Annotated in this window: 19 protein-coding genes and 2 pseudogenes; 2 read left to right on the top strand and 19 right to left on the bottom strand. The window is 72.0% G+C overall.

Going from position 1 to position 24,068, the window contains the following annotated elements:
- Nucleotides 1-40: 40 nt before the first annotated feature.
- The 5 genes from dnaE to lspA form a co-directional block, all read right to left on the bottom strand.
- Nucleotides 41-3,589 carry a DNA polymerase III subunit alpha gene (gene dnaE / locus J1M64_RS12465; RefSeq protein ID WP_119192934.1) on the bottom strand — a complete coding sequence of 1,183 codons (3,549 nt, stop codon included), beginning with the start codon at nt 3,587-3,589 and terminating at the stop codon, nt 41-43.
- A gap of 12 nt (nt 3,590-3,601) precedes the next feature.
- On the bottom strand, nt 3,602-4,507 hold the full coding sequence (rarD, locus tag J1M64_RS12460) for an EamA family transporter RarD (RefSeq protein ID WP_120285928.1): 906 nt from the start codon (nt 4,505-4,507) through the stop codon (nt 3,602-3,604).
- A gap of 145 nt (nt 4,508-4,652) precedes the next feature.
- Nucleotides 4,653-5,441 (bottom strand): hypothetical protein, encoded by a 789-nt coding sequence (locus tag J1M64_RS12455; RefSeq protein WP_241261452.1) that lies wholly within the window; start codon nt 5,439-5,441, stop codon nt 4,653-4,655.
- The gene (locus J1M64_RS12450; RefSeq protein WP_096905633.1) at nt 5,438-6,364 is read right to left on the bottom strand and encodes an RluA family pseudouridine synthase; all 927 of its coding nucleotides are present in this window, start codon (nt 6,362-6,364) and stop codon (nt 5,438-5,440) included. The genes J1M64_RS12455 and J1M64_RS12450 overlap by 4 nt, the downstream gene beginning before the upstream one ends.
- The gene (gene lspA / locus J1M64_RS12445) at nt 6,357-7,043 is read right to left on the bottom strand and encodes a signal peptidase II (protein WP_206474314.1); all 687 of its coding nucleotides are present in this window, start codon (nt 7,041-7,043) and stop codon (nt 6,357-6,359) included. Before lspA ends, J1M64_RS12450 begins: the two co-directional genes overlap by 8 nt.
- 70 nt (nt 7,044-7,113) lie before the next feature.
- Here lspA and J1M64_RS12440 point away from each other — a divergent pair, with 70 nt between their 5' ends.
- On the top strand, nt 7,114-8,124 hold the full coding sequence (locus tag J1M64_RS12440) for a hypothetical protein (RefSeq protein ID WP_307872431.1): 1,011 nt from the start codon (nt 7,114-7,116) through the stop codon (nt 8,122-8,124).
- 51 nt (nt 8,125-8,175) lie between these two features.
- Here J1M64_RS12440 and J1M64_RS12435 read toward each other — a convergent pair whose 3' ends face one another.
- A complete protein-coding gene (locus J1M64_RS12435; RefSeq protein ID WP_069389284.1) occupies nt 8,176-8,676 on the bottom strand; it encodes a hypothetical protein in 501 nt (166 codons plus the stop codon).
- Nucleotides 8,677-8,730: 54 nt separating this feature from the next.
- Between J1M64_RS12435 and J1M64_RS12430 the strand changes: the two are divergent.
- Nucleotides 8,731-9,336, top strand: a pseudogene (locus J1M64_RS12430) (asparaginase domain-containing protein); the annotation flags it as partial.
- 283 nt (nt 9,337-9,619) lie between these two features.
- Here J1M64_RS12430 and J1M64_RS12425 read toward each other — a convergent pair.
- The 13 genes and pseudogenes from J1M64_RS12425 to J1M64_RS12365 form a co-directional block, all read right to left on the bottom strand.
- Nucleotides 9,620-11,074, bottom strand: a complete 1,455-nt coding sequence (locus J1M64_RS12425) for a DNA polymerase IV (protein WP_120285823.1) — start codon at nt 11,072-11,074, stop codon at nt 9,620-9,622.
- Nucleotides 11,075-11,087: 13 nt separating this feature from the next.
- On the bottom strand, nt 11,088-14,297 hold the full coding sequence (gene ileS, locus J1M64_RS12420; RefSeq protein ID WP_206474312.1) for an isoleucine--tRNA ligase: 3,210 nt from the start codon (nt 14,295-14,297) through the stop codon (nt 11,088-11,090).
- Between the two features lie 284 nt (nt 14,298-14,581).
- A complete protein-coding gene (locus tag J1M64_RS12415; protein WP_120285822.1) occupies nt 14,582-14,794 on the bottom strand; it encodes a hypothetical protein in 213 nt (70 codons plus the stop codon).
- A gap of 162 nt (nt 14,795-14,956) precedes the next feature.
- Entirely contained in the window at nt 14,957-15,988 is a 1,032-nt protein-coding gene (locus J1M64_RS12410) for a DivIVA domain-containing protein (RefSeq protein ID WP_206474311.1), read from the bottom strand.
- Between the two features lie 132 nt (nt 15,989-16,120).
- Nucleotides 16,121-16,420, bottom strand: coding sequence for a YggT family protein (locus J1M64_RS12405; protein WP_082923774.1), 300 nt, complete (start codon nt 16,418-16,420; stop codon nt 16,121-16,123).
- Nucleotides 16,421-16,495: 75 nt separating this feature from the next.
- Nucleotides 16,496-17,191 carry a cell division protein SepF gene (locus J1M64_RS12400; protein ID WP_067713794.1) on the bottom strand — a complete coding sequence of 232 codons (696 nt, stop codon included), beginning with the start codon at nt 17,189-17,191 and terminating at the stop codon, nt 16,496-16,498.
- Between the two features lie 77 nt (nt 17,192-17,268).
- Nucleotides 17,269-17,997, bottom strand: a complete 729-nt coding sequence (locus J1M64_RS12395; protein WP_206474310.1) for a YggS family pyridoxal phosphate-dependent enzyme — start codon at nt 17,995-17,997, stop codon at nt 17,269-17,271.
- A gap of 47 nt (nt 17,998-18,044) precedes the next feature.
- Nucleotides 18,045-18,767: a peptidoglycan editing factor PgeF gene (pgeF, locus tag J1M64_RS12390; protein WP_206474309.1), complete on the bottom strand. Its 723-nt coding sequence runs from the start codon at nt 18,765-18,767 to the stop codon at nt 18,045-18,047.
- Nucleotides 18,768-18,778: 11 nt separating this feature from the next.
- Nucleotides 18,779-19,987: a cell division protein FtsZ gene (ftsZ, locus tag J1M64_RS12385; protein WP_067713786.1), complete on the bottom strand. Its 1,209-nt coding sequence runs from the start codon at nt 19,985-19,987 to the stop codon at nt 18,779-18,781.
- A 206-nt stretch (nt 19,988-20,193) separates the two neighbouring features.
- Entirely contained in the window at nt 20,194-21,108 is a 915-nt protein-coding gene (locus J1M64_RS12380; protein WP_307872430.1) for an FtsQ-type POTRA domain-containing protein, read from the bottom strand.
- A gap of 13 nt (nt 21,109-21,121) precedes the next feature.
- On the bottom strand, nt 21,122-22,573 hold the full coding sequence (murC, locus tag J1M64_RS12375; protein WP_206474308.1) for a UDP-N-acetylmuramate--L-alanine ligase: 1,452 nt from the start codon (nt 22,571-22,573) through the stop codon (nt 21,122-21,124).
- A 111-nt stretch (nt 22,574-22,684) separates the two neighbouring features.
- Nucleotides 22,685-23,827: an undecaprenyldiphospho-muramoylpentapeptide beta-N-acetylglucosaminyltransferase gene (gene murG / locus J1M64_RS12370; protein ID WP_206474307.1), complete on the bottom strand. Its 1,143-nt coding sequence runs from the start codon at nt 23,825-23,827 to the stop codon at nt 22,685-22,687.
- Nucleotides 23,824-24,068 (bottom strand): annotated as a pseudogene (locus tag J1M64_RS12365) (putative lipid II flippase FtsW); the annotation flags it as partial. The pseudogene J1M64_RS12365 and the gene murG, both read right to left, overlap by 4 nt.

Below are 24,068 nucleotides of genomic sequence, written 5' to 3'. Positions count from 1 at the left end.
CACCAGTGTCCCACCGCGCCCACGATCACCGTCAACCCGGTCAGCCCGTGAGGCAGCCGGGGCCGAGCAGCGCCTTGAGATCGCCCATCAGCGAGGACGAGGTCTCGACCCGCAGGTGGTCGTCGAGCCTCAGGACGGTCGACGAACTTCCGTTGACCAACCGCAGGTGCACGTCCGACGGTCCGGGGTGCCGCCCCAGGACCTGCTTGAGCGCAGTGACGGTCTCGATGGTGCACATCCGCGTCGGCAGGGTGAGCGCCAGCGGAGCCCCGTTGCCACCGACGACCAGGTCGGGCACCTCGAGGGTGTCGCCGAACACCGAGACGCGGTCCTCACGGATGTTGATGCGTGCCTTGACCAGCACCACCGCGTCCTCGGCGATGTCCATCGCCGCGAGACGGTACGTCTTGGGGAAGAACAGCACCTCGACACTGCCGTTGAAGTCCTCGATGGTGACGATCGCCCACGGCTCGCCGTTCTTGTTGACCCGCCGGTCGACGCCGGAGATGATCCCGCCGATCGTCACGGCGGTGCCGTGCGCGAGTTCGCCCTCGTGGATCGTGGCGATGGTGGTGTCGGTCTTGGCCTCCAGGGCGGCCTCGAGCCCGTCGAGCGGGTGCCCGGACACGTACAGGCCCAGCATCTCGCGTTCCAGGGCGAGCTTCTGCTTGATGTCCCATTCCTCGTCGGGGACCCGGACGGCGAAGACGTCGCCAAAGCCCGAGTCGGCCTCGGCGTCATCTCCCCCGCCGAACAGGTCGAACTGACCCACCGCCTCGGCCTTCTTGGTGGACATCACCGATTCCACCGCGTCGGCGTGGACCAGGAACAGTCCCTTGCGCGGGTGGCCGAGCGAGTCGAAGGCGCCGGCCTTGACGAGCGACTCGGTGACCTTCTTGGTGCAGGCGGTCTGGTCGATCTTGGCCAGGTAGTCCGAGAAGTCGCCGAACTCGCCCTTCGCCTCGCGGGCGGCGACGATAGAGTCCACCACCTGGGCGCCGACGTTGCGCACCGCGCCCAGTCCGAAGCGGATGTCGGTGCCCACCGACAGGAAGTTGGTCCGCGACTCGTTGACCGACGGCGGCAGGACCTTGATGCCCATCTGGCGGCAGTTGGACAGGTACAGGGCGGCCTTGTCCTTGTCGTCGCCGACGGAGGTGAGCAGCGCGGCCATGTACTCGGCCGGGTAGTTGGCCTTGAGGTAGCCGGTCCAGAAGGAGACGAGGCCGTAGCCGGCCGCGTGCGACTTGTTGAACGCGTACGAGGCGAAGGGCTCGATGGTGCCCCACAGTGCGTCGACGGCGTCCTTGGAGAAGCCGCGCTCGAACATGCCGCCGGAGAACTTCTCGTACTCGGCGGCCAGCACCTCGGCCTTCTTCTTGCCCATGGCCTTACGGAAGCCGTCGGCCTCACCGGCCGTGTATCCCGCGAGTTCGCGGGAGATGGCCATGATCTGCTCCTGGTACACGATCAGGCCGTGGGTCTCGCCGAGGATCTCCCGGAGCGGTTCCTCGAGCTCGGGGTGGATGGGCACCAGTTCCTGCTTGCCGTTCTTTCGGTCGGCGTAGTTCCAGTGCGTCCCCATGCCCATCGGCCCGGGGCGGTACAGGGCGAGGGCGGCCACGATGTCGTTGAAGCCGGTGGGCTTCATCCGCTTGAGCAGCTCGCGCATGCCGCCGGAGTCGAGCTGGAACACGCCCAGCGTGTCACCGCGGGCGAGCAGCTCGTAGGTCGCGGGGTCGTCCGTGCTCAGGACGTCGAGGTCGATCTCCTCGCCCCGGTTGAGCTTGATGTTCTCCAGGCAGTCGCCGATCACCGTGAGGTTGCGCAGGCCCAGGAAGTCCATCTTGAGCAGGCCGATGTCTTCACACGACGGGTAGTCCCAGCCGGTGATGATGGCGCCGTCCTGGGCGCGCTTCCACATGGGGATCACGTCGAGCAGCGGCTCGGAGGACATGATGACCGCGCAGGCGTGCACGCCGGCCTGGCGGACCATGCCCTCGAGCCCGCGGGCCGTGTCGTAGATCCGCTTGACGTCGGGGTCCGTCTCGATGAGCTGACGGACCTCGGCGGCTTCGCCGAAGCGCTCGTGCTTGGAGTCGGTGATCCCGGACAGCGGGATGTCCTTGGCCATGATCGGCGGCGGCAGCGCCTTCGTGATCCGGTCGGCGATCGCGTACCCGGGCTGGCCGAAGTTCACGCGCGCGGCGTCCTTGATGGCGGCCTTGGTCTTGATGGTGCCGAACGTGATGACCTGGGCGATCTTGTCGGCGCCCCACTTGTCGGAGGCGTAGCGGATCATCTCGCCGCGACGGCGGTCGTCGAAGTCGATATCGATATCCGGCGCCGACGGACGCTCGGGGTTGAGGAACCTCTCGAACAGCAGCCCGTGCTCGATCGGGTCGATGTTGGTGATCTTCAGCGCGTACGCGACCAGGGCGCCGGCGGCCGAGCCTCGGCCGGGTCCGACCTTGATGCCGATGGAGCGGGCGTGCTCGATGAGGTCACCGACCACGAGGAAGTAGCCGGGGTAGCCCTTGCCCTTGATGACCTCGAGCTCGAACGCGGCGCGGTCGAGGTACTCCTGCGGGACGCCGTCCGGGAACCGCCACTCCAGGCCCTTCTGGACCTCCCTGGCCAGCCAGGTGTCCTCGGTCTCGCCGTCGGGGACGGGGAACTTGGGCATCCGGTCCTTGGGGGCCCAGATGTCGTCGTACGGCTGGACGCGCTCGGCGATCCACAGGGTGTTGTCGCAGCCGCCGGGGACTTCGGTGTCCCACTGGGCGCGCATCTCGTCGGCGGACTTGAGGAAGTAGCCGTCACCGTCGAACTTGAAGCGGTTCTCGTCGGCGAGGGTCTTTCCGGTCTGCACGCAGAGCATGGCCTCGTGGTAATGGGCCTGCTCGCGGGTGACGTAGTGGCAGTCGTTGGTCACCAACGGCGGCATCCCCAGGTCCTTGCCGAGCGTGAGGAGGTCCTCGCGGACCCTGCGCTCGATGTCGATCCCGTGGTCCATCAACTCAAGGAAGAAGTTGTCCTTGCCGAAGATCGACTGCCACTTCTCCGCGGCCTCGTAGGCCTCCTTCCGGTGGCCCAGGCGCAGCCGCGTCTGGATCTCACCGGAAGGGCAGCCGGAGGTCGCGATGATCCCCTCGGAGTGCTCGGCGAGGATCTCGGCGTCCATGCGCGCCCACTTGCCCAGCTGCCCCTCGTAGGACGCCAGCGAGGACAGGCGGAAGAGGTTGCGCAGGCCGGTGGCGTTCTCGGCGACCATCGTCATGTGGGTGTACGCGCCGGAGCCCGCGACGTCGTCGCTCTTCTGGTTCTTCTCGCCCCACAGCACGCGCTTCTTGTTGAACCGCGACTCGGGGGCGACGTACGCCTCGATCCCGATGATCGGCTTGATGCCGGTCTTGACGGCCTGCTTGTAGAAGTCCGACGAGCCGTACATATTGCCGTGGTCGGTCATCCCGACCGCCGGCATGCCGAGCCGGGAGGCCTCCGCGAACAGCGGGTCGATCTGCGCCATCCCGTCGAGCATCGAGAACTCGGTGTGATTGTGCAGATGCACGAACTGGGATCCGCCCACGCAGCATTCCTCCTACGACTCGTCCGGGCCAGTGTAGGTCGGATCCCCGACAGTCCCCGAAACCCCAGCGCGGGCCGAGCGTGGCTGCCTGCCGGCCAGCGTGAATGCGATCACCGCGACCCAGATGAGCGCGAACCCGACCCACTGCACGGCGTCGAGCCGCTCGCCCACGACGAGCAGTCCCCAGGCCATCTGCAGCACCGGGACGATGTACTGCAGCATGCCCACGGTCGCCAGCGGGATGCGCTGCGCGGCCACGGCGAACAGCAGCAGCGGCACCACGGTGACGAGCCCGGCGGTGGCCAGCAACACCGAATGCCCGGCGCCGTCGGTGGTGAACGTGCCCGCGCCGGTCGCACCCAGCCACAGCAGCAGGGCCAGCGCGAACGGGGCGATCACCAGCACCTCGCCCGTCATCCCGATCACCGGGTCAACGCGCAGCTTCTTCTTGAGCACGCCGTACATGCCGAAGCTCATCGCGAGGATCACCGAGAGGTACGGGAAGTGGCCGTATCCGGCGGTGAGGACCCCGACGGCGACGACGGCGAGGGCCACCGCGAGCCACTGTGGGCGATTGAGTCGTTCGCGGAACAACAGGACGCCCAGCAGGACACTGACCAGCGGGTTGATCGTGTACCCGAGGGCGGCCTCGGTGACGCGCTCGGAGTTGACCGCATACACGTACACGCCCCAATTGGCGGTGATGAAGACGGCAGCCCCGCCGACCCGGGCCCACGAGACGCGGTCGATGGCCCACAGGTCGCGCCAGCGCCGCAGCACGGTGAGCACGACGGCCATGACGACGAGCGACCACACGATCCGGTGGCCGACGATCTCGACGGCACCGGCGGGCTCGAGCAGCGGGAAGAACGCGGGGAAGAACCCCCAGAGGGTGTACGCGGCGATGCCGGCGACCATCCCGCCGGCCACCGACTTCTCGCTGTTGCTCACCCGCCGGCTCGGCCCCTCGCTGCTCACCGGCGCAACCCTAGCCAGGCCCCGGATCGGCCCCGCACATCGAGCCCTTTCGGGGGTGGGGGCCAGTCAGACGGGCGGGGACCGGTCAGGCGGCCGGGACGGGGCCGCCGTCGGGCAGCGGGTACGCCGCGTCGACCTGCTGCGGCTGCAGCGGGCGGACGGCGAAGCGTTCCCATACCGCGTCCGGCGGCAGGGCCTCGACCGCGCGGACCCACGGTTGGTCGGCCACCGCGCGCAACTGCTCGGTGGTGCCGCGGGCGAGCAGCCCGATGATCGCCGGCTCACCGGCACGGATCCGCGAGACGGTGAGGGCGGCGGTGGCGGCTGCCCTCCCGGCGTCGGGCGGCTGCGGCACCCCGGGCCCGGACGGAGGTCCGGCGTCGAGCCGCCGGGCCACCTGCTCGAGGCCGCGGTGGAAGACGGGCTCGCGCCCCGACTCCCCCGTCACCGGCTCGGCCAGGGTCACCCCGGTGACGGGCATCGCGACCCCGTCGACCGGCACCTGCACGTACAGACCCGAGACGCGCGGCAGTTCCCGGACCACGCCGACCGCCTCGGGGACCGTCCACGCCCAGCCTGCGGTCACGAGGGCCCAGCGACGGGCGTCGGGGTCGGAGGCGAGGGCCTCGTCGTCGTCGTCATCTCCGCCGGAACCCCGTGCGGCATCCCCCCCGCCGCCCGCGGTGACCAGCGAGTCGGCCGCGCGGGCGAGGTAGTCCTCGACGCGTTCGCCGTCCTCGGGTCCCAGGGCGTCGGTCATCACGCCGGGGCTGCGGGGCGGGTCGGTGCGCAGCGCGGTGAGGATCGCGACCAACGCCACCACGATCACGACCCCCACGCCGGCGATCTTCAGCACCCGCGCGGCGAGGGTCATGCCGAGCGCAGGACGTCGATCGCGTGCTGGAGGTCGTCGGGGTAGGTGCTGGTGAAGTCGACGCGCGAGCCGGCGCCCGGGTGCTCGAAGCCCAGCCCCACCGCGTGCAGCCACTGCCGCTCGAGGCCGAGCCGCCTGGCCAGGACCGGGTCGGCGCCGTAGGTGAGGTCGCCCGCGCACGGGTGATGCAGCGCGGAGAAGTGCACGCGGATCTGGTGGGTGCGGCCGGTCTCGAGCTTGACCTCCACCAGCGTCGCGGCCTGGTGCGCCTCGAGGGTGTCGTAGTGGGTGATCGAGTGCTTGCCGTCGGAGGTGACGGCGAAGCGCCAGTCCGACGAGGTGTGCCGGCCGATCGGCGCGTCGATGGTCCCCGACAGCGGATCGGGGTGGCCCTGCACCAGCGCGTGGTAGGTCTTGTCGACGGTCCGGTCGCGGAACGCCCGCTTGAGCAGCGTGTACGCGCGTTCGGACGCCGCCACCACCATCAGTCCGGACGTGCCGACGTCCAGGCGGTGGACGATCCCCTTGCGCTCCGGCGGGCCGGAGGTGGAGATGCGGTACCCGGCGGCGGCCAGGCCGCCGATCACCGTGGGGCCGGTCCAGCCGACGGACGCGTGCGCGGCGACACCGACCGGTTTGTCGACGACGACGATGTCCGCGTCCGAGTACAGGACCGCCATCCCCTCGACCGGCTCGGCGACCACGGCGGGCTCGGCCCGCGGTTCGGGCATCTCGACCTCGATCCAGGACATCCCGGTGAGCTTGTCGGACTTGCCCACGGTGTGCCCGTCGAGCAGGACCTTGCCCTCGCCGGCCAGATCGGCGACCGCGGTCCGCGAGATGCCCAGGAGGCGGGAGACACCGGCGTCGACGCGCATGCCGTCGAGCCCGTCGGGGACGGGGAAGGTGCGGACCTCACCCATCGGCGGGGTCCTTCTCGTGGGCGGGGGCGGCGGGGTCGGCAGGGGCCTTCTTGTCGCCGGCGAGCGCCTCGGACACCCACGAGCCGTCGAAGTCGACGTTGCGGAACACGGCCACGGCCACGACGATCACGCCGGTGACCAGGCTGGCGTCGGCCACGTTGAACACGGGCCACCAGCCGACGGCCATGTAGTCCACGACGTGGCCCTGCAGGATGCCGGGCGCGCGGAAGTAGCGGTCCACCAGGTTTCCGGCGGCGCCGCCCAGGATCAGTCCGAGGCCCCACGCCCACCACCGGGAGTGGACCCTGCGGGAGAACCACAGCAGGCCGGCCACCACGACCGTGGCGACGATGCTCAACACCACCGTGAACTCGGTGCCCATGGAGAACGCGGCGCCCGGGTTGCGCAGCAGGACCAGACGAACCGTGTCGCCGATGAGCTCGATGGGCCTCGAGTCCTCCAGGTTCGCCACGGCCAGGACCTTGGCGATCTGGTCTACGGCGACGATCAGCGCGGCGATCACCAGCATGACCACCGGCCCGCCCCGGAAGTAGTGGGGCGCACGGTTGTGAGGCGCGGGGTCGTGGGGCGCAGTGCTCGCGGGTGAGTCACCCTGTGGCGCCGCGCTGCCGGGCGTGGGCCCCGACGCGTCGGGCGGCGTCCCGTTGGTCTCCGTCATGGGCTCCAGTATCCCTGATCCGGCCGCGGGCCCGACGGCGCCGGGTGGGCGACCCTCTAGGCTCGGGGCCGTGGACCCGCGATCGACCGTCTCCCCCAGCCCCTCCCGAACCGCTCGTCGCGGTCACCGTCTCCTCGCGGCGGCGCTGGCCGTGACGCTCGTGGCCGGCACCTCCGCGTGCGCCGGGGACGATGCCGCGAAACCCGCCGACGGCGGCCCGGGCTCGTCCGCCGCAGAGGGGACGGATGCCCTCGAACCCGAGGTGACCGTCGACCCCGGTCCCGCCCCGGTCGTCGACCTCATCGACGCCGGCGAGGGCGAGCGGCGAGTCCTGGCCTATGCCCCCTCGCGCGAACCGTCGGTCGTGGCGATCACCCGCTCCGCCAACTCGCGGACCGAGGTCCCGGGAGCCGAGCCGCGCACCGACGACACCCCGGCGCAGACCCTCACCGTGGAGGGACGATCGGAGCCCGACGTCGACGGCGCGCAGCGGGCGACCGTGACCGCGCGGGAGTTCACGTCCGTGGACGAACTCCGCAACGCCCAGTTCTCCACCGCCCCCGGGTTCACCGTCACCTGGACCCGCAGTGCCGACGGCATCGTCCGGGAACTGTCGCTGGCGGCCCCCTCTGGGGCCACCGACGCCGCCCGCGCCGGAGTGGAGATCACCGCCAACGCGGTGTCGGACGCGACAGTGGCGTTCCCCACCGAAGAGATCGGCGTCGGCGCCCGCTGGACCGTCACCCGCCGGGTCGACGACGCCGTGGCCCCGACGAGGGGCACCACCTACGAACTCGTCGACGTCGACGGCGACGTCGCCACCGTCCGGTCGAGCACCACCGCTCCCGACCCGGCGGGCACCCTGGCCGCCCCGGCACCCGACGGCGGGCCGGGCGTCACCCTCGACGTGGAGTCCTACGAGGTCACCGGCTCGGGCGAGCTCATGGTGAACCTACGAGCCCCGGTGCCGGTGGGCGGAACGACCGAGTCCTCGACGCGGGCCGTCTACGTCGATCCCGACTCGGGACGACGCACGACCTACGACGAGGACTCGGTGCTGCGGTTCCGCAGCGTGGACTGACGCTGGTCAGGCCTCGCTGTCAGTCCGGGCCGACGGCGCGCTGAGGTGCGGTCAGGCCGCGGCGCACGTGGCCGGCGGCTCCAGCCCGGCGTTGGTGATGAGCGCGCAGGCGAACGCCTTCTGAAGCTGCCACTGACCACCCTGGTTGATGAACTGGGCCTGGACGTTGATGTCCTCCTGGCCCGGCTGGGAGATCACCGCGTTGGCGATGAGCGTGCCGGGGATGTCCCCCTCCGCCGCGCCGGTGATCGTCACGTCGGCGCCCTGCTCGGCCTTGAGGGCGGCGATCTGGTCGAAGATCTCGGGCGCCTCCGCGCCCCCCTCCACCAGGTCGACCTTCTCCTCCACCGGCACCGCGGGGTCGGAGGCCCGGTCGAGCAGCTGGGTCAGCTCCTCGGCGGTGGGGATAGTGGTCTCCTGGGCGCTGGTGGTGGGCGCGGGGGCTGCTGTGCCCCGGGGCCCGGGGCCGTCGTCGTCACTTCCGCAGGCGGCGAGGCCGCCCAGTGCGAAGGCGGACAGGGAGACTGCGGCGATGGTCCGTCGAAGACTCACGCGGGGTCCTTTCGTCGAGATGTGCGGCACCGGGCATGCGGTACCGAGCCGGGCATGGCTCCGGGCCGGGTCACCGGCCCAACGAACATCGATGAGCCATTGTTCCATCGTCAGCGGCCGGGATGGTTGACGCCGGGCCGCCCGCACACCACTGTGGAGCGGGTGACCAGCGCCGAGACCAGCACCGATACCCCCCACATCGTGATCTGCACCACGGGAGGCACGATCACCGCCTCGACCACGCCGGAGGGAGCGGTCGTGGCCGGGGACTCCGACCCCGCGACGCAGGCCATGCTCGACGGCCTGCGGGCGGTGCTGCCGGACCAGATCACCGTGAGCGCGCGCGCCGTGCTCGACGCCGACTCCTCCACGTTCGGCCCGGCCGAGTGGGACCTGCTGGTCGACGCGGTGGGTGACGTGCTGTCCGATCCGGCGGTGTCGGGGGTCGTGGTGACCCACGGGACCGACACCCTCGAGGAGACCGCCATCGCCCTCGATCTGCACCACGACGACCCGCGGCCCGTCGCGCTCACCGGGGCCCAGCGTCCCGCCGACCACCCCGAGGCCGACGGGCCCGCCAATCTCCTGGACGCGGTCCTGCTGGCCGCCGACCCCGTCTCCCGCGACCTGGGGGTGCTGGTGGTCCTGGGCCGGGCCATACTGCAGGCCCGCGGCGTGCGCAAGTGGCACACGACCGATCCCGTCGCCTTCGCCCGCAACTCGCCCGAGCACCCGGTCGAGGACCTGCCCCCGGAGCTCGAACGCCCCACCCCCCCCGCCGCGGGGCACGCGCCCATGGCGTCTCGCGTGCCCCGCGGCGGGGGCGAGGCGCCATCCCGAGGAGCGGCTGCAGCAGGGCCGGGCGTCGGCGGGGGCGAGGCGCCATCCCAAGGAGCGGCTGCAGCAGGGCCGCGCATCGACGGGGCGGCGCGGGGCCGCCGGGTCACCACCCCAGGGAGTCCAGCGGGTCCGCGGGCTCGAGGTCCGGATCGTCCTCGGCGAATGTGCGCATCCGACCGGGGCCCGTCGCCGCCGTCTCGAACCGGACCGACACCCGGCCGTGGCCCGATCCCTGGACCCAGCCGTGCCCGAATTCCGGGTGTCGCACATCCGCACCCGTCTCGAAACGCCGGTGCCCGGCCTGCCGCCACGCCCCGATCGCCGGGAGTTCCCCCGCCGCCCGTCCGTCGGCCGTCCCCTCGTCCGCGGGTCCGGTCCCGTCGTCGCCCGGTTCGGACTCGTCGGTGGTGACGGTGGTGCCCACCCCCACGATGTCGGGCAGGTCCTCGTCGTCGTCGTGTCCCGACCGGTCCACGGGGACGAACTCCTGCTCGAACAGCGCGTCCTGGTAGTGATCGGTGAGGCCGGACACCCCCACGCCCAGCAGGCGGATCGCCCCGAAGTCGACCGGGTCCGGGGCGAGCGAGCGCGCCACCCCGATGATCGTCTCCAGCGACGTGGTGCCCACCGGCAACGTGTACGAGCGGGTGATCGAGGTGAAGTCCGAGCGCTTGACCTTGACCGTCACCGTCCGCGCCGCACGGCCGTCGGAGAGCAGCCTGCGATGCGCCGCCTCGGCCGCCCGCCGCACCGCGGCCGCGACCTGACCCGACGTCGTGAGATCGGCGGCGAACGTGCTCTCGGCGCTGATCTGCTTGGCCTCGGCCCGCTCGTGCACCGGCCGGTCGTCGTACCCCCGCGCGATCCGGGCGATCGCCGGGCCGACCGTCTTGCCGAGCGCGTGGGCCACGTCGTCGTCGTCCATCGCCGCGAGGTCACCGATGGTCGCCACCCCGAACTGCGCCAGCCGCTCCCCCGCCACCGGGCCCACACCCCACAGGCTCCGTACCGGCAACGGGAACATCACCTCGGCGTGGTCGCGGCGCGGCACCACCACCACACCGTCCGGCTTGGCCAGCTCCGAGGCGATCTTGGCGTACTGCTTGCCCGCCCCCGCCCCCACCGACGCCGGGAGCCCGGTCGCCGCACGGATGGCGGCACGCAACTCCTGCGCCCACTGTCGGGTGCGGTCGGCGTCGGCGCCCCGCAGCTCCGGCGGCTCGAGGAAGGCCTCGTCCACGGAGATCTGCTCCACGACCGGCGCGTGCTCGGCGAACACCTCGAACACCCGGCGGCTCAGAACCCGGTAGACCGGCATCCGCGGCGAGACGAACACCGCGCCCGGCCCCACCAATCGACGCGCCTGGTGTGAGGGCATGGCCGAGCGGGCACCCTTGGCTCGCGCCTCGTAGGAACACCCCGCCACCACACCGCGGCCGCCCTGACCGCCCACGAGCACCGGCCGACCCCGCAGGGTCGGCCGGGTCAGCTGCTCGCAGGACGCGAAGAACGCGTCCATGTCCACGTGCAGGACCCAGCGGTCCTGCCCGCCACCCATGACGAGCCGCCGGTCAGACCCGAGCCAACGTCATCCGGACGCCCTCGGCGAGGTCGACCGGGTCCCCGTCTGCCGGGTCCAGTGCGTCGACCACGGCGAAGTCGGTGGCCAGCACCTCGCCGGCGATGAGCTGCGCGTGACGGTCCGCCCACTCACGGCGGGCGGCCGGCACCTCCATGCGCACCCGGATGCGGTCGGAGATGTCTAAACCGGCACCGCGGCGGGCCTCCTGGATCTCGCGGATCCGGTCCTTTGCCCAGCCCTCGGCCTCGAGCTCCTCGGTGACCGTCAGGTCCAGCACCACCAGGCCGGCACCGCCGGGCAGCGCCGCCGTGGACTCGGGATCGGCGGCCACGAGCCGGTGCTCGTACTCGCCCTCCTGCAGCTCGACGCCGCCGGCGACCACGACGCCGTCGGTCTCGGTCCAGTCACCGGACTTGGCGGCCTTGATGCAGGCCTGGACCTGCTTGCCCAGCCTCGGGCCGGCAGCGCGCGCGTTGACCGCCAGTTCCATCCGCCCGTGGGTGGCCACGTCGCTGGTGAGGCGCACCTCGCGGACGTTGACCTCGTCGGCGATGAGACCGGTGAACGGCTGGAGCCGCTCTGCGTCGGGCATGGCCACCGTGAGCGAGCTGAGCGGCAGGCGCACCCGCAGGTGCTTGGCCTTGCGGATCGAGGACACGGTGGAGCACACGTCGCGCACGGCCTCCATCGCCTCGACCAGGTCGGCATCGTGCGGCAGCTCGTCGGCGGCCGGCCAGTCCACCAGGTGCACCGACTCCTCACCGGTGAGCCCGGTCCACACGACCTCGCTCATCAGCGGCAGCAGCGGCGCGGCGAGGCGCATGGTGGTCTCGAGCACCGTGTAGAGGGTGTCGAAGGCGTCGCGGGAATCCTGGCCGCTGTCCTCGCCGGCCCAGAACCGGGAGCGCGACCGGCGGACGTACCAGTTGGTCAGGGCGTCGGCGAACAGGCGCAGCTCGTCGCAGGCCGCGGCGATGTCGGTGGCGTCCAGCGCCTCGGTCATGGCGTCGCGCGTGGACGCCAGGCGGGACAGGATGTAGCGGTCCAGCACGTGCTCCGAGTCCGTACGCCAGGTGGCCCGGCGGGAGGCGTACAACTGGAAGAAGCTGTAGGAGTTCCACAGCGGCAGCATGGCCTGGCGGACGCCCTCGCGGATGCCCTGCTCGGTCACCACGAGGTTGCCGCCCCGCAGGATCGGCGAGCTCATGAGGAACCAGCGCATGGCGTCCGAGCCGTCGCGGGAGAACACCTCGTTGACGTCCGGGTAGTTGCCCTTGGACTTGCTCATCTTGAGACCGTCGTTGCCCAGGACGATCCCGTGGGCGGCGACATGGGTGAACGCGGGACGGTCGAACAGCGCGGTGGCCAGCACGTGCAGGGTGTAGAACCAGCCGCGGGTCTGCCCGTTGTACTCGACGATGAAGTCACCCGGGTTGTGGGTCTCGAACCACTCCTTGTTCTCGAAGGGGTAGTGGACCTGGGCGAACGGCATCGACCCGGACTCGAACCAGCAGTCGAACACGTCCGGGATGCGGCGCATGGTGGACTTGCCGGTCGGGTCGTCCGGGTTGGGCCGGGTCAGCTCGTCGATGTACGGGCGGTGCAGGTCGGTGGGCCGGACGCCGAAGTCGGCCTCCAACTCGTCGAGGGACCCGTAGACGTCGACCCGCGGGTAGGCGGGGTCGTCGGACTCCCACACCGGGATCGGGGCGCCCCAGTACCGGTTGCGGTTGATGTTCCAGTCGCGGGCGCCCTCAAGCCACTTGCCGAACTGGCCGTCGCGCACGTGCTCCGGCATCCAGGTGATGTGCTCGCGGTTGAGCTCCACCATGCGGTCCCGGAACGCGGTGACCTTGACGAACCACGCGGGCAGCGCCATGTAGATGAGCGGCTGGCCGGAGCGCCAGGAGTGTGGGTAGGAGTGCTCGATGGTCTCGTGGCGGATCAACCGGCCATCGGCCCGCAGATCGCGGGAGATGGGCGCGTTGGCGTCGAAGACGAGCTGGCCGGCGTACGGCGGCACCTCGGCGGTGAACTTGCCGTCCGGGCCCACCGGGATGACGAGCTCGATCCCGGCGGCGTCGCAGGCGTCCTTGTCCTCCTCACCGAAGGCGGGCGCGAGGTGGACGACGCCGGTACCGGACTCGGTGGTGACATAGTCGGCCGAGAGCACGACGTGCGCACCCGCGTGACCGGCGAAGAAGTCGAACGGCGGGGTGTACCGCAGGCCCACCAACTCGGAGCCCTTGACGGTCGTCACGACCTCCGCGTCCTCACCGAACTCGGCGGCGTAGACGCCGCGACGGGCCTCGGCGATGACGAAGCTCCGCCCGGCGAACTCACCGGAGTCGACCCGGACCACCGAGTAGTCGATCTCGGGGTGGACGGCGGCGGCGAGGTTGGAGGGCAGGGTCCACGGCGTGGTGGTCCACACCAGTGCCTCGGCGCCGTGGAACGGGCTGTCCTGAGGGGCCTCCAGTGGCAGCCCGACGGTGACGGCCGGGTCCTGACGCATCTTGTAGGCGTCGTCCAGGCGGGTCTCCTGGTTGGACAGTGGCGTCTGCTCGTACCAGGAGTACGGCAGCACGCGGAAACCCTTGTAGATCAGCCCCTTGTCGTAGAGCCGCTTGAAGGCCCACAGCACGGACTCGGTGAAGTCGATGTCGAGGGTCTTGTAGTCGTTGTCGAAGTCCACCCAGCGGGCCTGGCGGTGGACGTACTTCTCCCACTCGTCGGTGTACTGCAGCACCGACATCTCGCAGGCGTTGTTGAACTCGGCCAGGCCCATGTCGAGGATCTGGGACTTCTCGGTGATGCCGAGCTGCTTCTCGGCCTCGAGCTCGGCGGGCAGGCCGTGGCAGTCCCAGCCGAACCGGCGCTCGACCCTGTACCCACGCATGGTGCGGTAGCGCGGGACGACGTCCTTGACGTACCCGGTGAGCAGGTGACCGTAGTGGGGCAGGCCGTTGGCGAACGGGGGCCCGTCGTAGAAGACGTACTCCTGCGCGTCCGCACGGTTACGGATGGACTCGCGGAACGTGTCGCGCTCGTCCCACCGCTGCAGGACCGTCTCCTCGAGGGCGGGGAACGACGGCGTCTGGGACGTGGCGCCCCCGGCGAGGTCGAGCACGGGGTACGCGCTGCCGGTGGCAGCGGGCTCGCCGTCGGCGGGTTCGATCGCTACGGGTTCGGTGCTCATGTAGGCGGACTCCTCGCGTACGGGGCCCGCACGAGTTCGCATCCGTGGGGCCGTCAGGCCTGCGCTCGGGGACGAACCGGATCGCGTCTGGCGCGTTCCGTCCGCGGTACCACCCCGTTTGGCGACGACGTGCGACGCCCACTCGTGGGTCGGGCTGTGACGGGCTCCCCCGTTCGGTTCTACTGAGCGGTCCCCGCCGTGCGGGGTCCCACCGTTCTTCCGAGCACTCCCCGGTGATGGCCGGATCTCCGCGCGTCCGGCTCACGGCCGGACAGCATCCGATATTACCCGTCGGTGCGGGCGTCCGCCCCTTCCGAGGTCATCCGCGGCTCGCGGTCGCGCTCGGCGCGCCCCCGGACAAGGTCCACCAGCAGCAGGACCAGACCCAGGGCTCCCACGACGATGCATGCCCACGCCCACCCGATCTGGCCCGTCGCGACGGCCGCCACGAGGAAGGCAAAACCGAGGACCGTCAGTCCGAGCGCGGCGACGAGCATCCGTGCCTCCTGGTGGGCGAATCCTGGTGTTGGGCGAATTCTGGGAGCTGGGCGATGGGGAAAGAGGGTCGCACCGTCGGTGGCCCCGTCCCCACCCCGAATATACGTCGGTCCCCGCACCCTTGGGCAGGGGCGGGGACCGCAGCGGTCACGCGGAGTGGATCACTCGGCGCGGTGACCGCCGTCCTTCTTTGCCGACTGGTCGGACGAGCCGGGAGCGCCGGCACTGCCGGTACCCTCGCCAGCCGCGGACGAGGCCGCCGGGCCGCCCGGGGTGGACGAGGCCGCAGTGGCCGCCGGGGCGGCCGGGGCGGCCGATCCGGTCTTGCCGAGCTCCGAGAGCTGGTTCTCCAGGTAGCTGGTGAGGCGGCTGCGGTAGTCCTTCTCGAACGTCCGCAGCTGGTCGATCCGGCTCTCGAGCACGCCACGCTGCTGGTTGATGGTGGCCATGATCTCGGTGTGCTTGCGCTCGGCGTCGGCCTGCAGGGCGTCGGCCTTGGCCTGCGCCTCCTTGACCTGCTGCTCGGACCGGGCCTGGGCGTCCTTCACGATGCCGTCCGACTTGCTCTTGGCCTCGGTGAGGATCTTGTCGGCTTCCTTGCGGGCGTCGCCGACCATCTTCTCGGACTGGGACTTGGCGTCGCCGACCAGGCGATCGGACTGGGACTTGGCGTCGCCCACCAGCCGGTCGGACTCGCTGCGGGCCTTGGCCATGAGTCCGTCGGACTCCTTCTTGGCCTCGCCGGTGAGCCGGTCGGCCATCTCCTGGGCCATGGCCAGGACGCGGGCGGCGCGCAGGTGGGTCTCGTTGTTGGCGGCGCCGTCGTCCTCGCTCTTGCCCAGCGACGGGGTCGCGGCGGCGGGAGTCGGGGTGGTCGGCGCGGCGGCCGCAGCAGGTGCGGGCGCGGGGGTCGGCGCGGGCGCCGGGGCGGCCGGCTGCTGTGCCGCACCCGAGCCGCCGGTGGCGGCGCCGGAGGACTTGCCGGACTCGTCGGCGGCCTTGCGCGCCTTCTCGAGATCCTTGGTGAGCTCCTCCACCCGCTGGCGGAGGTCCTCGTTGTCCGAGACGAGTTCCGCGAGCTCCGTCTCGACCAGGTCGAGGAACTGGTCGACCTCGTCCTCGTTGTAGCCCCGCTTGCCGATCGGCGGCTTGGAAAACGCGACGTTGTGCACATCGGCTGGAGTCAACGGCATGGGATACCCCTCGTGGTCGTCTCGGGTGCCGGCCCGGCGTTGTCGCACCGGACCCGCGACTTCATTACTACCTTAACGGTGGCCAATCTAGTCACAATCGGCCCGCGCGTCACCAGCGGCCGCAACGGGGCCTCACGCCACGCTCATCATGAGGCCACGCAGGATCACCTGGATGACGATGATGATGACGAAGAGCACCAGCACCGACAGGTCCAGCGAGATCTGTCCCAAGCGCACGGGCTTGATTACCTTCCGCAGCGCCTTGACCGGCGGGTCCGTGACGGTGAACAGCCACTCCAGTACCACGGCGAGGACGCCACGGGGGCTCCACCCACGGGAGAACGAGGCGATCATCTCGACCACGATCCTGGCGAGGAGCATGTACCAGAAGATCTGGGTGATGATGTAGAGGACCAGCAGGATTTCACGCACGGTGTAACCCTACTGGCCCGCGACGTCGCGCCGTCACCGGCGTCCTGTCGGCCGTGGTCAACGGGGTCGGCTGCGTCAGCGCCGGAAGGCGCCGTTGACGGCGTCGCGGACCTCGGCCTCGGTGAGGTCCATGCCGGCGGGCTGCAGGAGGAAGGTCCGCTCGCGGTCGGCGACCTTCTCCATGCGGCCGTCGAGGCCGAAGACGAGTCCGGCGGCGAAGTCCACCATGCGGCGCGCATCCCCGGAGGCCATCGTCGAGAGGTCCAGCACGACGGCGCGGCCGGCGCGGAAGTGCTCGCCGAGGCTCTTGCCGTCGCCGAAGCCGCGGGGGCGCTCCACAACGGTCTCGGGCACTGTCACCAGTCCGTCCTCCACGAAGTCCTCCTCGGGCGCGAGCGCGACGGCGCCGCGGGTGGCGGGAACGCCGCGCAGGGTGGCGCGGGCCCCGGCCTCGGCGGCGTGGTAGCGGCGCGGGCGGGGAGCCGGCTCGTCGATGTCACCGCGACGCGGGGCGACCGGGCGCTCGTCGACCGGGTCGAGGTCGGCGATCCGGGCTCGGGGGGCGGGCTCCTCCAGGTACCGGTCGGCGGCGTAGCCGTAGTCGTCCCGACGGTCGCGGGCGACCGGGCCGAGGTCGTCCGTCTCGTGGATGCCGCGGGGGGCACGCACGTCGTGGTGGACGGGCCGGTCGTAGTCGTCGAGGTACTCGTCGTCGTACGCCGCGACGGGCGCCATTCCGAAGTACTCCTTGAACCGGGCGATTGCGCTCATCTTCCGGGACCTTCCTGGTAACGGGGTCGTCGCGGGCGTGTGTTCTTCGCGGGCGGGTGTCCCCGCGAGGCTGGCTCTCAAACTACTGGTCGGGGGCCGAGGATGGCCGTTCCGACACGCACGCAGGTCGAACCCGCGGCGACCGCCTCCTCGATGTCCCCGGACATCCCGGCGGAGAACTCCACCGCGTCGGGGTGCTCGCGGCGCAGCGCGGCCGCGACCTCGGCGGCGTCGGCGAAGTGGGCGCTCGCCTCGCCCTCGAGCGGGGGGACGACCATGAGCCCGGCCAGGCGCAGGTGGCCGAGACGGGCCACGTGGTCGGCGAGGCCGGACAGGTCCTCCCGAGCGATTCCGCCGCGCGAGGTGTCACCGTCCAGGCTCAGCTGGAGCAGGACGGGCAGCGGGGTGACGTCGTCGCGCTCCCCGGCGGCGCGGGCGCGGCCCTTCTCGAGGCCGTCGGCGACCTTGGCCGAGTCTACGGAGTGGACGCGGTCGGCCCACCCGGCCACCGCAGCGGCCTTGTTGGACTGGATGTGACCCACCATGTTCCAGCGCACCGCCGCGGCCAGCTCGGCGTCGGCGGCGGCCAGATCGGAGACCTTCGCCGCGGCCTCCTGGACGCGGTTCTCCCCGACATCGCGCACCCCGAGGCGGGCGAGCCGGACGACGTCGGTGACGGGGTGGAATTTGGTGACGACGACGAGGTCGACCTCATCGGTCCGCCCCGCGGCCGCCCGGGCCGCGTCCAGACGTCGCCGGGTCTCGGCCAGTCTGGTGGCGAGTTCCTCCGCCCTGGGATCGGTCATGTCCGCTCTTCCTCCTCCCGGCCGGCGGGTGCGCCGGCCCCGGGTCTCTACCGCTGCCGCCAGATCACGCTGGCCTGGCGCCCGGTCCGCCCCTGTCGACGATAGGAGAACAGTGACTCCTCGGCGATCGTGCAGCGCGGGTCGGAGTCGACGCGGGTGACGCCGAGCCCGGCGAGTTGGCGCGTGAGGCCCCGACGGAGGTCCACCCCGGGGGTCCCCGCGACGGTCCGGGCGCGGCTGCCGGGCAGGGCGGCCTCGACCTCGTCCACCATCTCGGGGGGCAGCTCGTAGTGCTCCCCCGCCGCGGCGGGTCCGAGGAGCACGGTGATGCGCTCGGGCCGGGCGCCCAGGGTGGTCATGGCCCCGATGAGCGACGGGACGATCCCGCCGACGGCGCCGACCCGGCCCGCGTGCACGGCCCCGATCACCCCGGCCTCGGAGTCCGCGGCCAGGACCGGGACGCAGTCGGCGGTGAGTACCGCCAGCGCCAGGCCCGGCCGGTCGGTCACCAGTCCGTCGGTGGCCGGGACCGGGCCGCCCGTCGGACGGGTGACGCGGGCGATGCGGGTGCCGTGGACCTGGTCCATCCACACGACGTCGGTCGCGGGCAGGCCGAGTCGACGGGCGAGCCGCGCCCGGTTGGCGGCCACCGCGGCCGGGGCGTCCCCGACGTGGTCACCGAGGTTGAACGAGTCGAAATCTCCGGTCGACGCGCCGCCGCGGCGGTCGGTGACCACCCGGCGTACGCGCCCCGTGCCGTCGGGTGCCATGGATCGGACCGTCAGTGCCGCATGAACGGCGGCACGTCGATATCGTCGTCCTCGTCGCGGCGGCGGGAGGAGGACCCTCCCGCCGGAGCCGGGTTGCCGGCCGAGGCGGCGGGACCCGGGTAGGCCGACTCCTCGCGGCGGCGGCTGTCGAGGGGGGTCGAGCCGAGTTCGGAGGCACCGCCGGTGTCGCCGGAGGCGCCGGGGACCGACTCGTCGTCGTCGAGGTGGTGGCGTCCGCGACGCGACTGTCCCGCGCCCGCGGTGACCGGACGGGACCCGCCGTCGAACCCGGCGGCGATGACGGTCACACGGACCTCGTCGCCGAGCGAGTCGTCCACGACGGTGCCGAAGATGATGTTTGCGTCCGGGTGCGCCTCCTCCTGCACGAGCGTGGCGGCCTCGTTGATCTCGAACAGCCCCAGGTCGCTGCCGCCGGCGATGGACATGAGGACGCCCTTGGCGCCCTCCATCGTGGTCTCGAGCAGCGGGGAGTTGATGGCGGCCTCGGCGGCCTTGAACGCGCGTCCCTCCCCGCGGGAGGAGCCGATGCCCATGAGGGCGCTGCCCGCCCCGGACATGACGCCCTTGACGTCGGCGAAGTCGACGTTGATCACGCCGGGCGTGGTGATGAGGTCGGTGATGCCCTGGACGCCGTTGAGCAGGACCTCGTCCGCGGTCTTGAAGGCCTCCATCATCGACACACCCGCGTCGCCGAGCTGGAGCAGGCGGTCGTTGGGGATCACGATGAGCGTGTCGCAGGCCTCGCGGAGCTGGTCGATGCCGGTGTCGGCCTGGCCTCCGCGACGCTTGCCCTCGAACGAGAACGGGCGGGTGACCACACCGACCGTCAGGGCGCCGAGCTTGCGGGCGATCGCGGCCACGACGGGCGCGCCGCCGGTGCCGGTCCCGCCACCCTCGCCGGCGGTGACGAAGACCATGTCGGCCCCCTTGAGGACCTCCTCGATCTCGTCCTTGTGGTCCTCGGCGGCCTTGCGACCGACCTCGGGGTCCGCGCCGGCGCCCAGCCCGCGGGTGAGCTCGCGGCCGACGTCCAGCTTGACGTCGGCGTCCGACATGAGGAGGGCCTGTGCGTCGGTGTTCACGGCGATGAACTCGACGCCCTTGAGCCCCTCGTCGATCATCCGGTTGACCGCGTTGACGCCGCCGCCGCCGATCCCGACGACCTTGATGACTGCGAGGTAGTTGTGCGGTGAGCTCATCGAGGCCCGGCCTTCCTATGGGGGTGTCGTGCTCGGTTGCATGCTGTCTCGACGAAAGTTCCGCGAGCCTAAAGTCTCACCCTCTAGTTGAGGGTTAAACTTGCTGGTCAGAGGCCTTTTCCGCCGTCTGCACACACGGTAGGTCCAGCAGCCCCGCGCGTCCACGAGGCTCGCGGGCGTGTCGTGTCCACCGGCTCCCGACCGGGCTACCGCGAGGCCGGCAGGGCGGGGTTCGACACGTTCCAGATCTGGCCCGGTTGCTCGAGCACCATCTGCAGGGCGACGGCCTTCTCGTGATCCCGCCCCGCCGCGCCCCATTCCGCGATCCGCCCGTCGGCGAGTGTGAGGACGATGGACGCGGGGGTCTCCACCTCGACCGAGGCGATCTCCTGACCCGCCGTGCCGCGCACCTCGGCGAACACGGTCGCCAGATCGCGGACGATCGACGGCAGGTCAGCGCCGGCCGCGTCCCCGACAGTGAGCAGGGGCGTGCCGGGCGGGGGCTCACCGGGGCCGAAGTCGATGCCCTGGGCGTCCACGAGGTGCTGGGTCCCGTCGACCTCCACGACCACCAGGGCGGTGCGCTCGATCAACTCGATCCGCAGCCCCGAGGGATAGTCGCGCTTGACGGTCACCTGGTCGACCCGCGGGAGTCCGGCCACCCGCCGCGCGACGGCGTGCGTGTCCACCTGGAGGAGCGGGGTCCCGGGGACCACGGCGGCGCGCTCGGTCACCACCTCGGACGGGATCGTCCGGGTGCCCTCGACGCTGACCTCGCGGACCGAGAACACCGGCAGGAAGTACAGGGCGATGTAGCCGAGGAGCAGCACCACCAGTGCCACCCCGAGTCCGGCGTAGATGCGGTTGGTGCGTCGGCGGCGCCGCCGCAGCCGCGCGCGGACGGCCGGGTCGGAGTGCCGGACCCGCTCGTCGGAGCTGCGGACGGTGGCCGCGGCGAGCCGGCGGTCCGGGTCATCCGTGGACGTGGCCTCCGGGCCGCCCTCGGACGCCCGGTCCCCCGCTCCCCCGTCGGCGGTCGGGTGGTCCGGCCCGTCATCCGGCGTGCCGTCCGGCTCGTCGACGGGCTCGTCGATCGGACGGTCCCCGGGTACGTCGGTCACCGCGCGGCCCTCCTCACGAACCCTGGCCCGACGGACCCCGGCCGGCGACGATCCGCGGACCGAGCGTGGTGATGTCCCCCGCGCCGAGGGTGAACACCACGTCATCGGCCTCGAGCAGCCCGAGCACGGCCGCGAGCGCGGAGTCCAGGTCGGGCACGTGCTGCACGGGGACCGTCACGTGCCGCGCGACGGAACCGCCGTCGATGCCGGGTTCGGGCTGCTCGCGGGCGCCGTAGACGTCGAGCACCACGACCCGGTCGGCGAGCGAGAGCGCCCGGCCGAACTCCTCGGCGAAGATGCGGGTCCGCGAATACAGGTGCGGCTGGAAGACGGCGACCAGTCGACCGCCGTCCGTCTCGACGATCTCCCTCGCCGCGCCGAGGACCGCCGCGACCTCGGTCGGGTGGTGCGCATAGTCGTCGTAGACACGCGCGCGCCCGCCTCCGACGACGGCCTCCCCCTTGGGTTCGAATCGTCGTCCCACTCCCCCGAACCCGGACAGGCCGGCGAGGAACCCGTCGGTCTCGAACCCGAAGGCGCCGATGCCGCTGGCGGCGATCCCGTCGGCGGCGGTCACCTCGCGCGCCGCGAGCAGGGCGGCGAGGGCGTTGAGCGCCATGTGTTCGCCGGGGGTCCCGACGTGCAGTTCGCCGTGGGGGACGCCGTCGAGCATGAGGTCGGCGCGGGTGCCGGCGGAGTCGACGACGATCGCCGAGAGTTCACCCGACACCGGCAGATCGGAGACCGGCCCGTCGGAGGTCCGGTATCCCAGCACGCGGACGCCCGCCGCCGCGGCCCGCCGGGCGCGCTCGGCGGCGCCCTCGTCGTCCAGGCACACCACCAGCGCGCCGGTGGCGGGGATACGGGCGAGGAAGGTGTCGAACACCTCGTAGTAGGCCTCGGCGGTGCCGAAGTGGTCGAGGTGGTCGGGCTCGGCGTTGGTGAGGATGACCACGTCGGGGTCGTAGTGCACGAGCGAGCCGTCGGACTCGTCGGCCTCGGCGACGAACACCGGGTCGCTGCCGCCGCGGGCGTTGGTCCCGAACTGCAGGACGGTGCCGCCCACCGCGAAGGACGGGTCCGAGCCGGCGGCGAGCATGCCGGCGATGAGCATCGACGTCGTCGAGGTCTTGCCGTGCGTGCCACAGACCATGATCGAGCGGCCCGACCGTGCCAGGTGTCCCAGCACCTGTGACCGCGTGACGACGGGGATCCCCGCGGCCCTCGCGGCCGCGAGCTCGGGGTTGTCGGCGGGGATCGCGGCCTTGGAGATCACGACGATCTCCGGCGGTGCGCCGTGGGCTCCGAGCGCCTCGGCACTGTGCCCCACCCGCACGATCGCGCCCCGGTCGGCCAGGGCCCGCAGGTCGGCCGAGTCGCGGGCATCGCTGCCCGAGACCGCGACGCCGTGATCGAGCAGGATCCGGGCCACCCCGGACATGCCGGCGCCGCCGATCCCGATCATGTGGACGCGGGTGAGGGTGGCGGGGACGTCATCGACGGACGCCGTGGTCGGCGGGGCCGGCGGGGGTCTGGTCGGTCGGCGGGGTCTGGTCGGTCTGCGGGGTCTGGTCGGTCAACGAGGGGCCTTTCCGGCGGCGTCGAGCGCGATCCGCGCCACGACCTCCGCCGCGTCTCGGGAGCCGCCGCTGACTGCGGCGTCGGACATCGAGTCCAGGCGGCCGCGGTCCAGCAGCAGCGGCAGGACCTCGGTCCGCAGGTAGTCGGTGGTGAGTGCCCCGTCCTCCACGAGGAGTGCGGCCCCGCCGGCGACCAGGTCGCGGGCGTTGAGGGCCTGCTCACCGTTGCCGTGCGGGAGCGGGACGAACACCGCGGGCAGTCCGACGGCGGAGACCTCGGCGACGGTGATGGCTCCGGACCGACACAGTATGAGGTCCGCGGCCGCGTAGGCCAGGTCCATCCGGTCGAGGTAGGGCACGGTCACGTACGGGGTGGCGTCGGCGGGCACCCGGGGGGCGTCCGCGACGTTCTTGGGGCCCACGGCGTGGAGGACGCCGACGCCGGCGCGGGAGAACTCCTCGGCGACGCCCGCCATCGCGGTGTTGAGCGAGCGCGCGCCCTGCGAGCCGCCGACCACGAGCAGGGTGGGGGCGTCGGGGTCGAGACCGAAGGCGGCGCGTGCCTCCGCGCGGAGTGCCGCGCGGTCGAGCGTGGCCACCGAACGCCGGACGGGATTGCCCACGACGCGGGCGTCGAGGCCCGAGCCGGTGACGGCGGCCAGCGTGGCGACGGCGAACCGGGCGCCGAGCTTGTTGGCGATGCCGGCGCGGGAGTTGGCCTCGTGGACGATGATCGGGATCCGACGTCGCCCGCCGGCGCCCGTCCGGCCCAGGGGGGCCGCCGCCGCGAGGTAGACCGGCACGCACGCGTAGCCGCCGAACCCGACGACGACGTCCGCCTCGGTGCGACGCAGGACGGCCCGCGCGCCCCGTACCGCCCGGAACAGTCGGGTGGGCAGTCGGAACAGGTCGCCGCCGATGCTGCGCGGCAGCGGGACGGGGTCCACGAGTTCGAGTGGGACGCCCCGGCGCGGGACCAGCTCGGTCTCGAGCCCGCGCGGCGTGCCCACCGCGGTGACCCGCGCGGTGGGATCGAGGGCGGTGACGGCCTCGCCGACGGCGAGCGCCGGCTCGATGTGACCGGCGGTGCCGCCGCCGACCACCAGAACCGAGGGCCCGCCGGAGCGTGGGGCGCTCATCGCTCCCGTCCCCGGTGGATCGGGCTCGGGCGACCCGCGCCGGGGCTCTGTCGGGAGCCGGCGTCAGGGGCCGGGCGACGCGGCTGGCGACGCTCGGCCTCCCGTCCGCGCACGGGCCGGGCGGTGCGGCCGGTCATCGCGGTGGCGCCGCGACGACGGTCCCGCGCGGCCTCGGCGGGGATGGGCATCGTCTCGTACGCCGGCGGCCTCGGGGTCCCCCGGGGCGGCCGGCGTACGAGAC

Source organism: Dietzia sp. KRD202, assembly GCF_017168155.1.
Lineage (GTDB): Bacteria > Actinomycetota > Actinomycetes > Mycobacteriales > Mycobacteriaceae > Dietzia > Dietzia kunjamensis.
The sequence above is the reverse complement of the archived record's forward strand: the minus strand, read 5'-3'. Positions and strand labels throughout refer to the sequence as shown.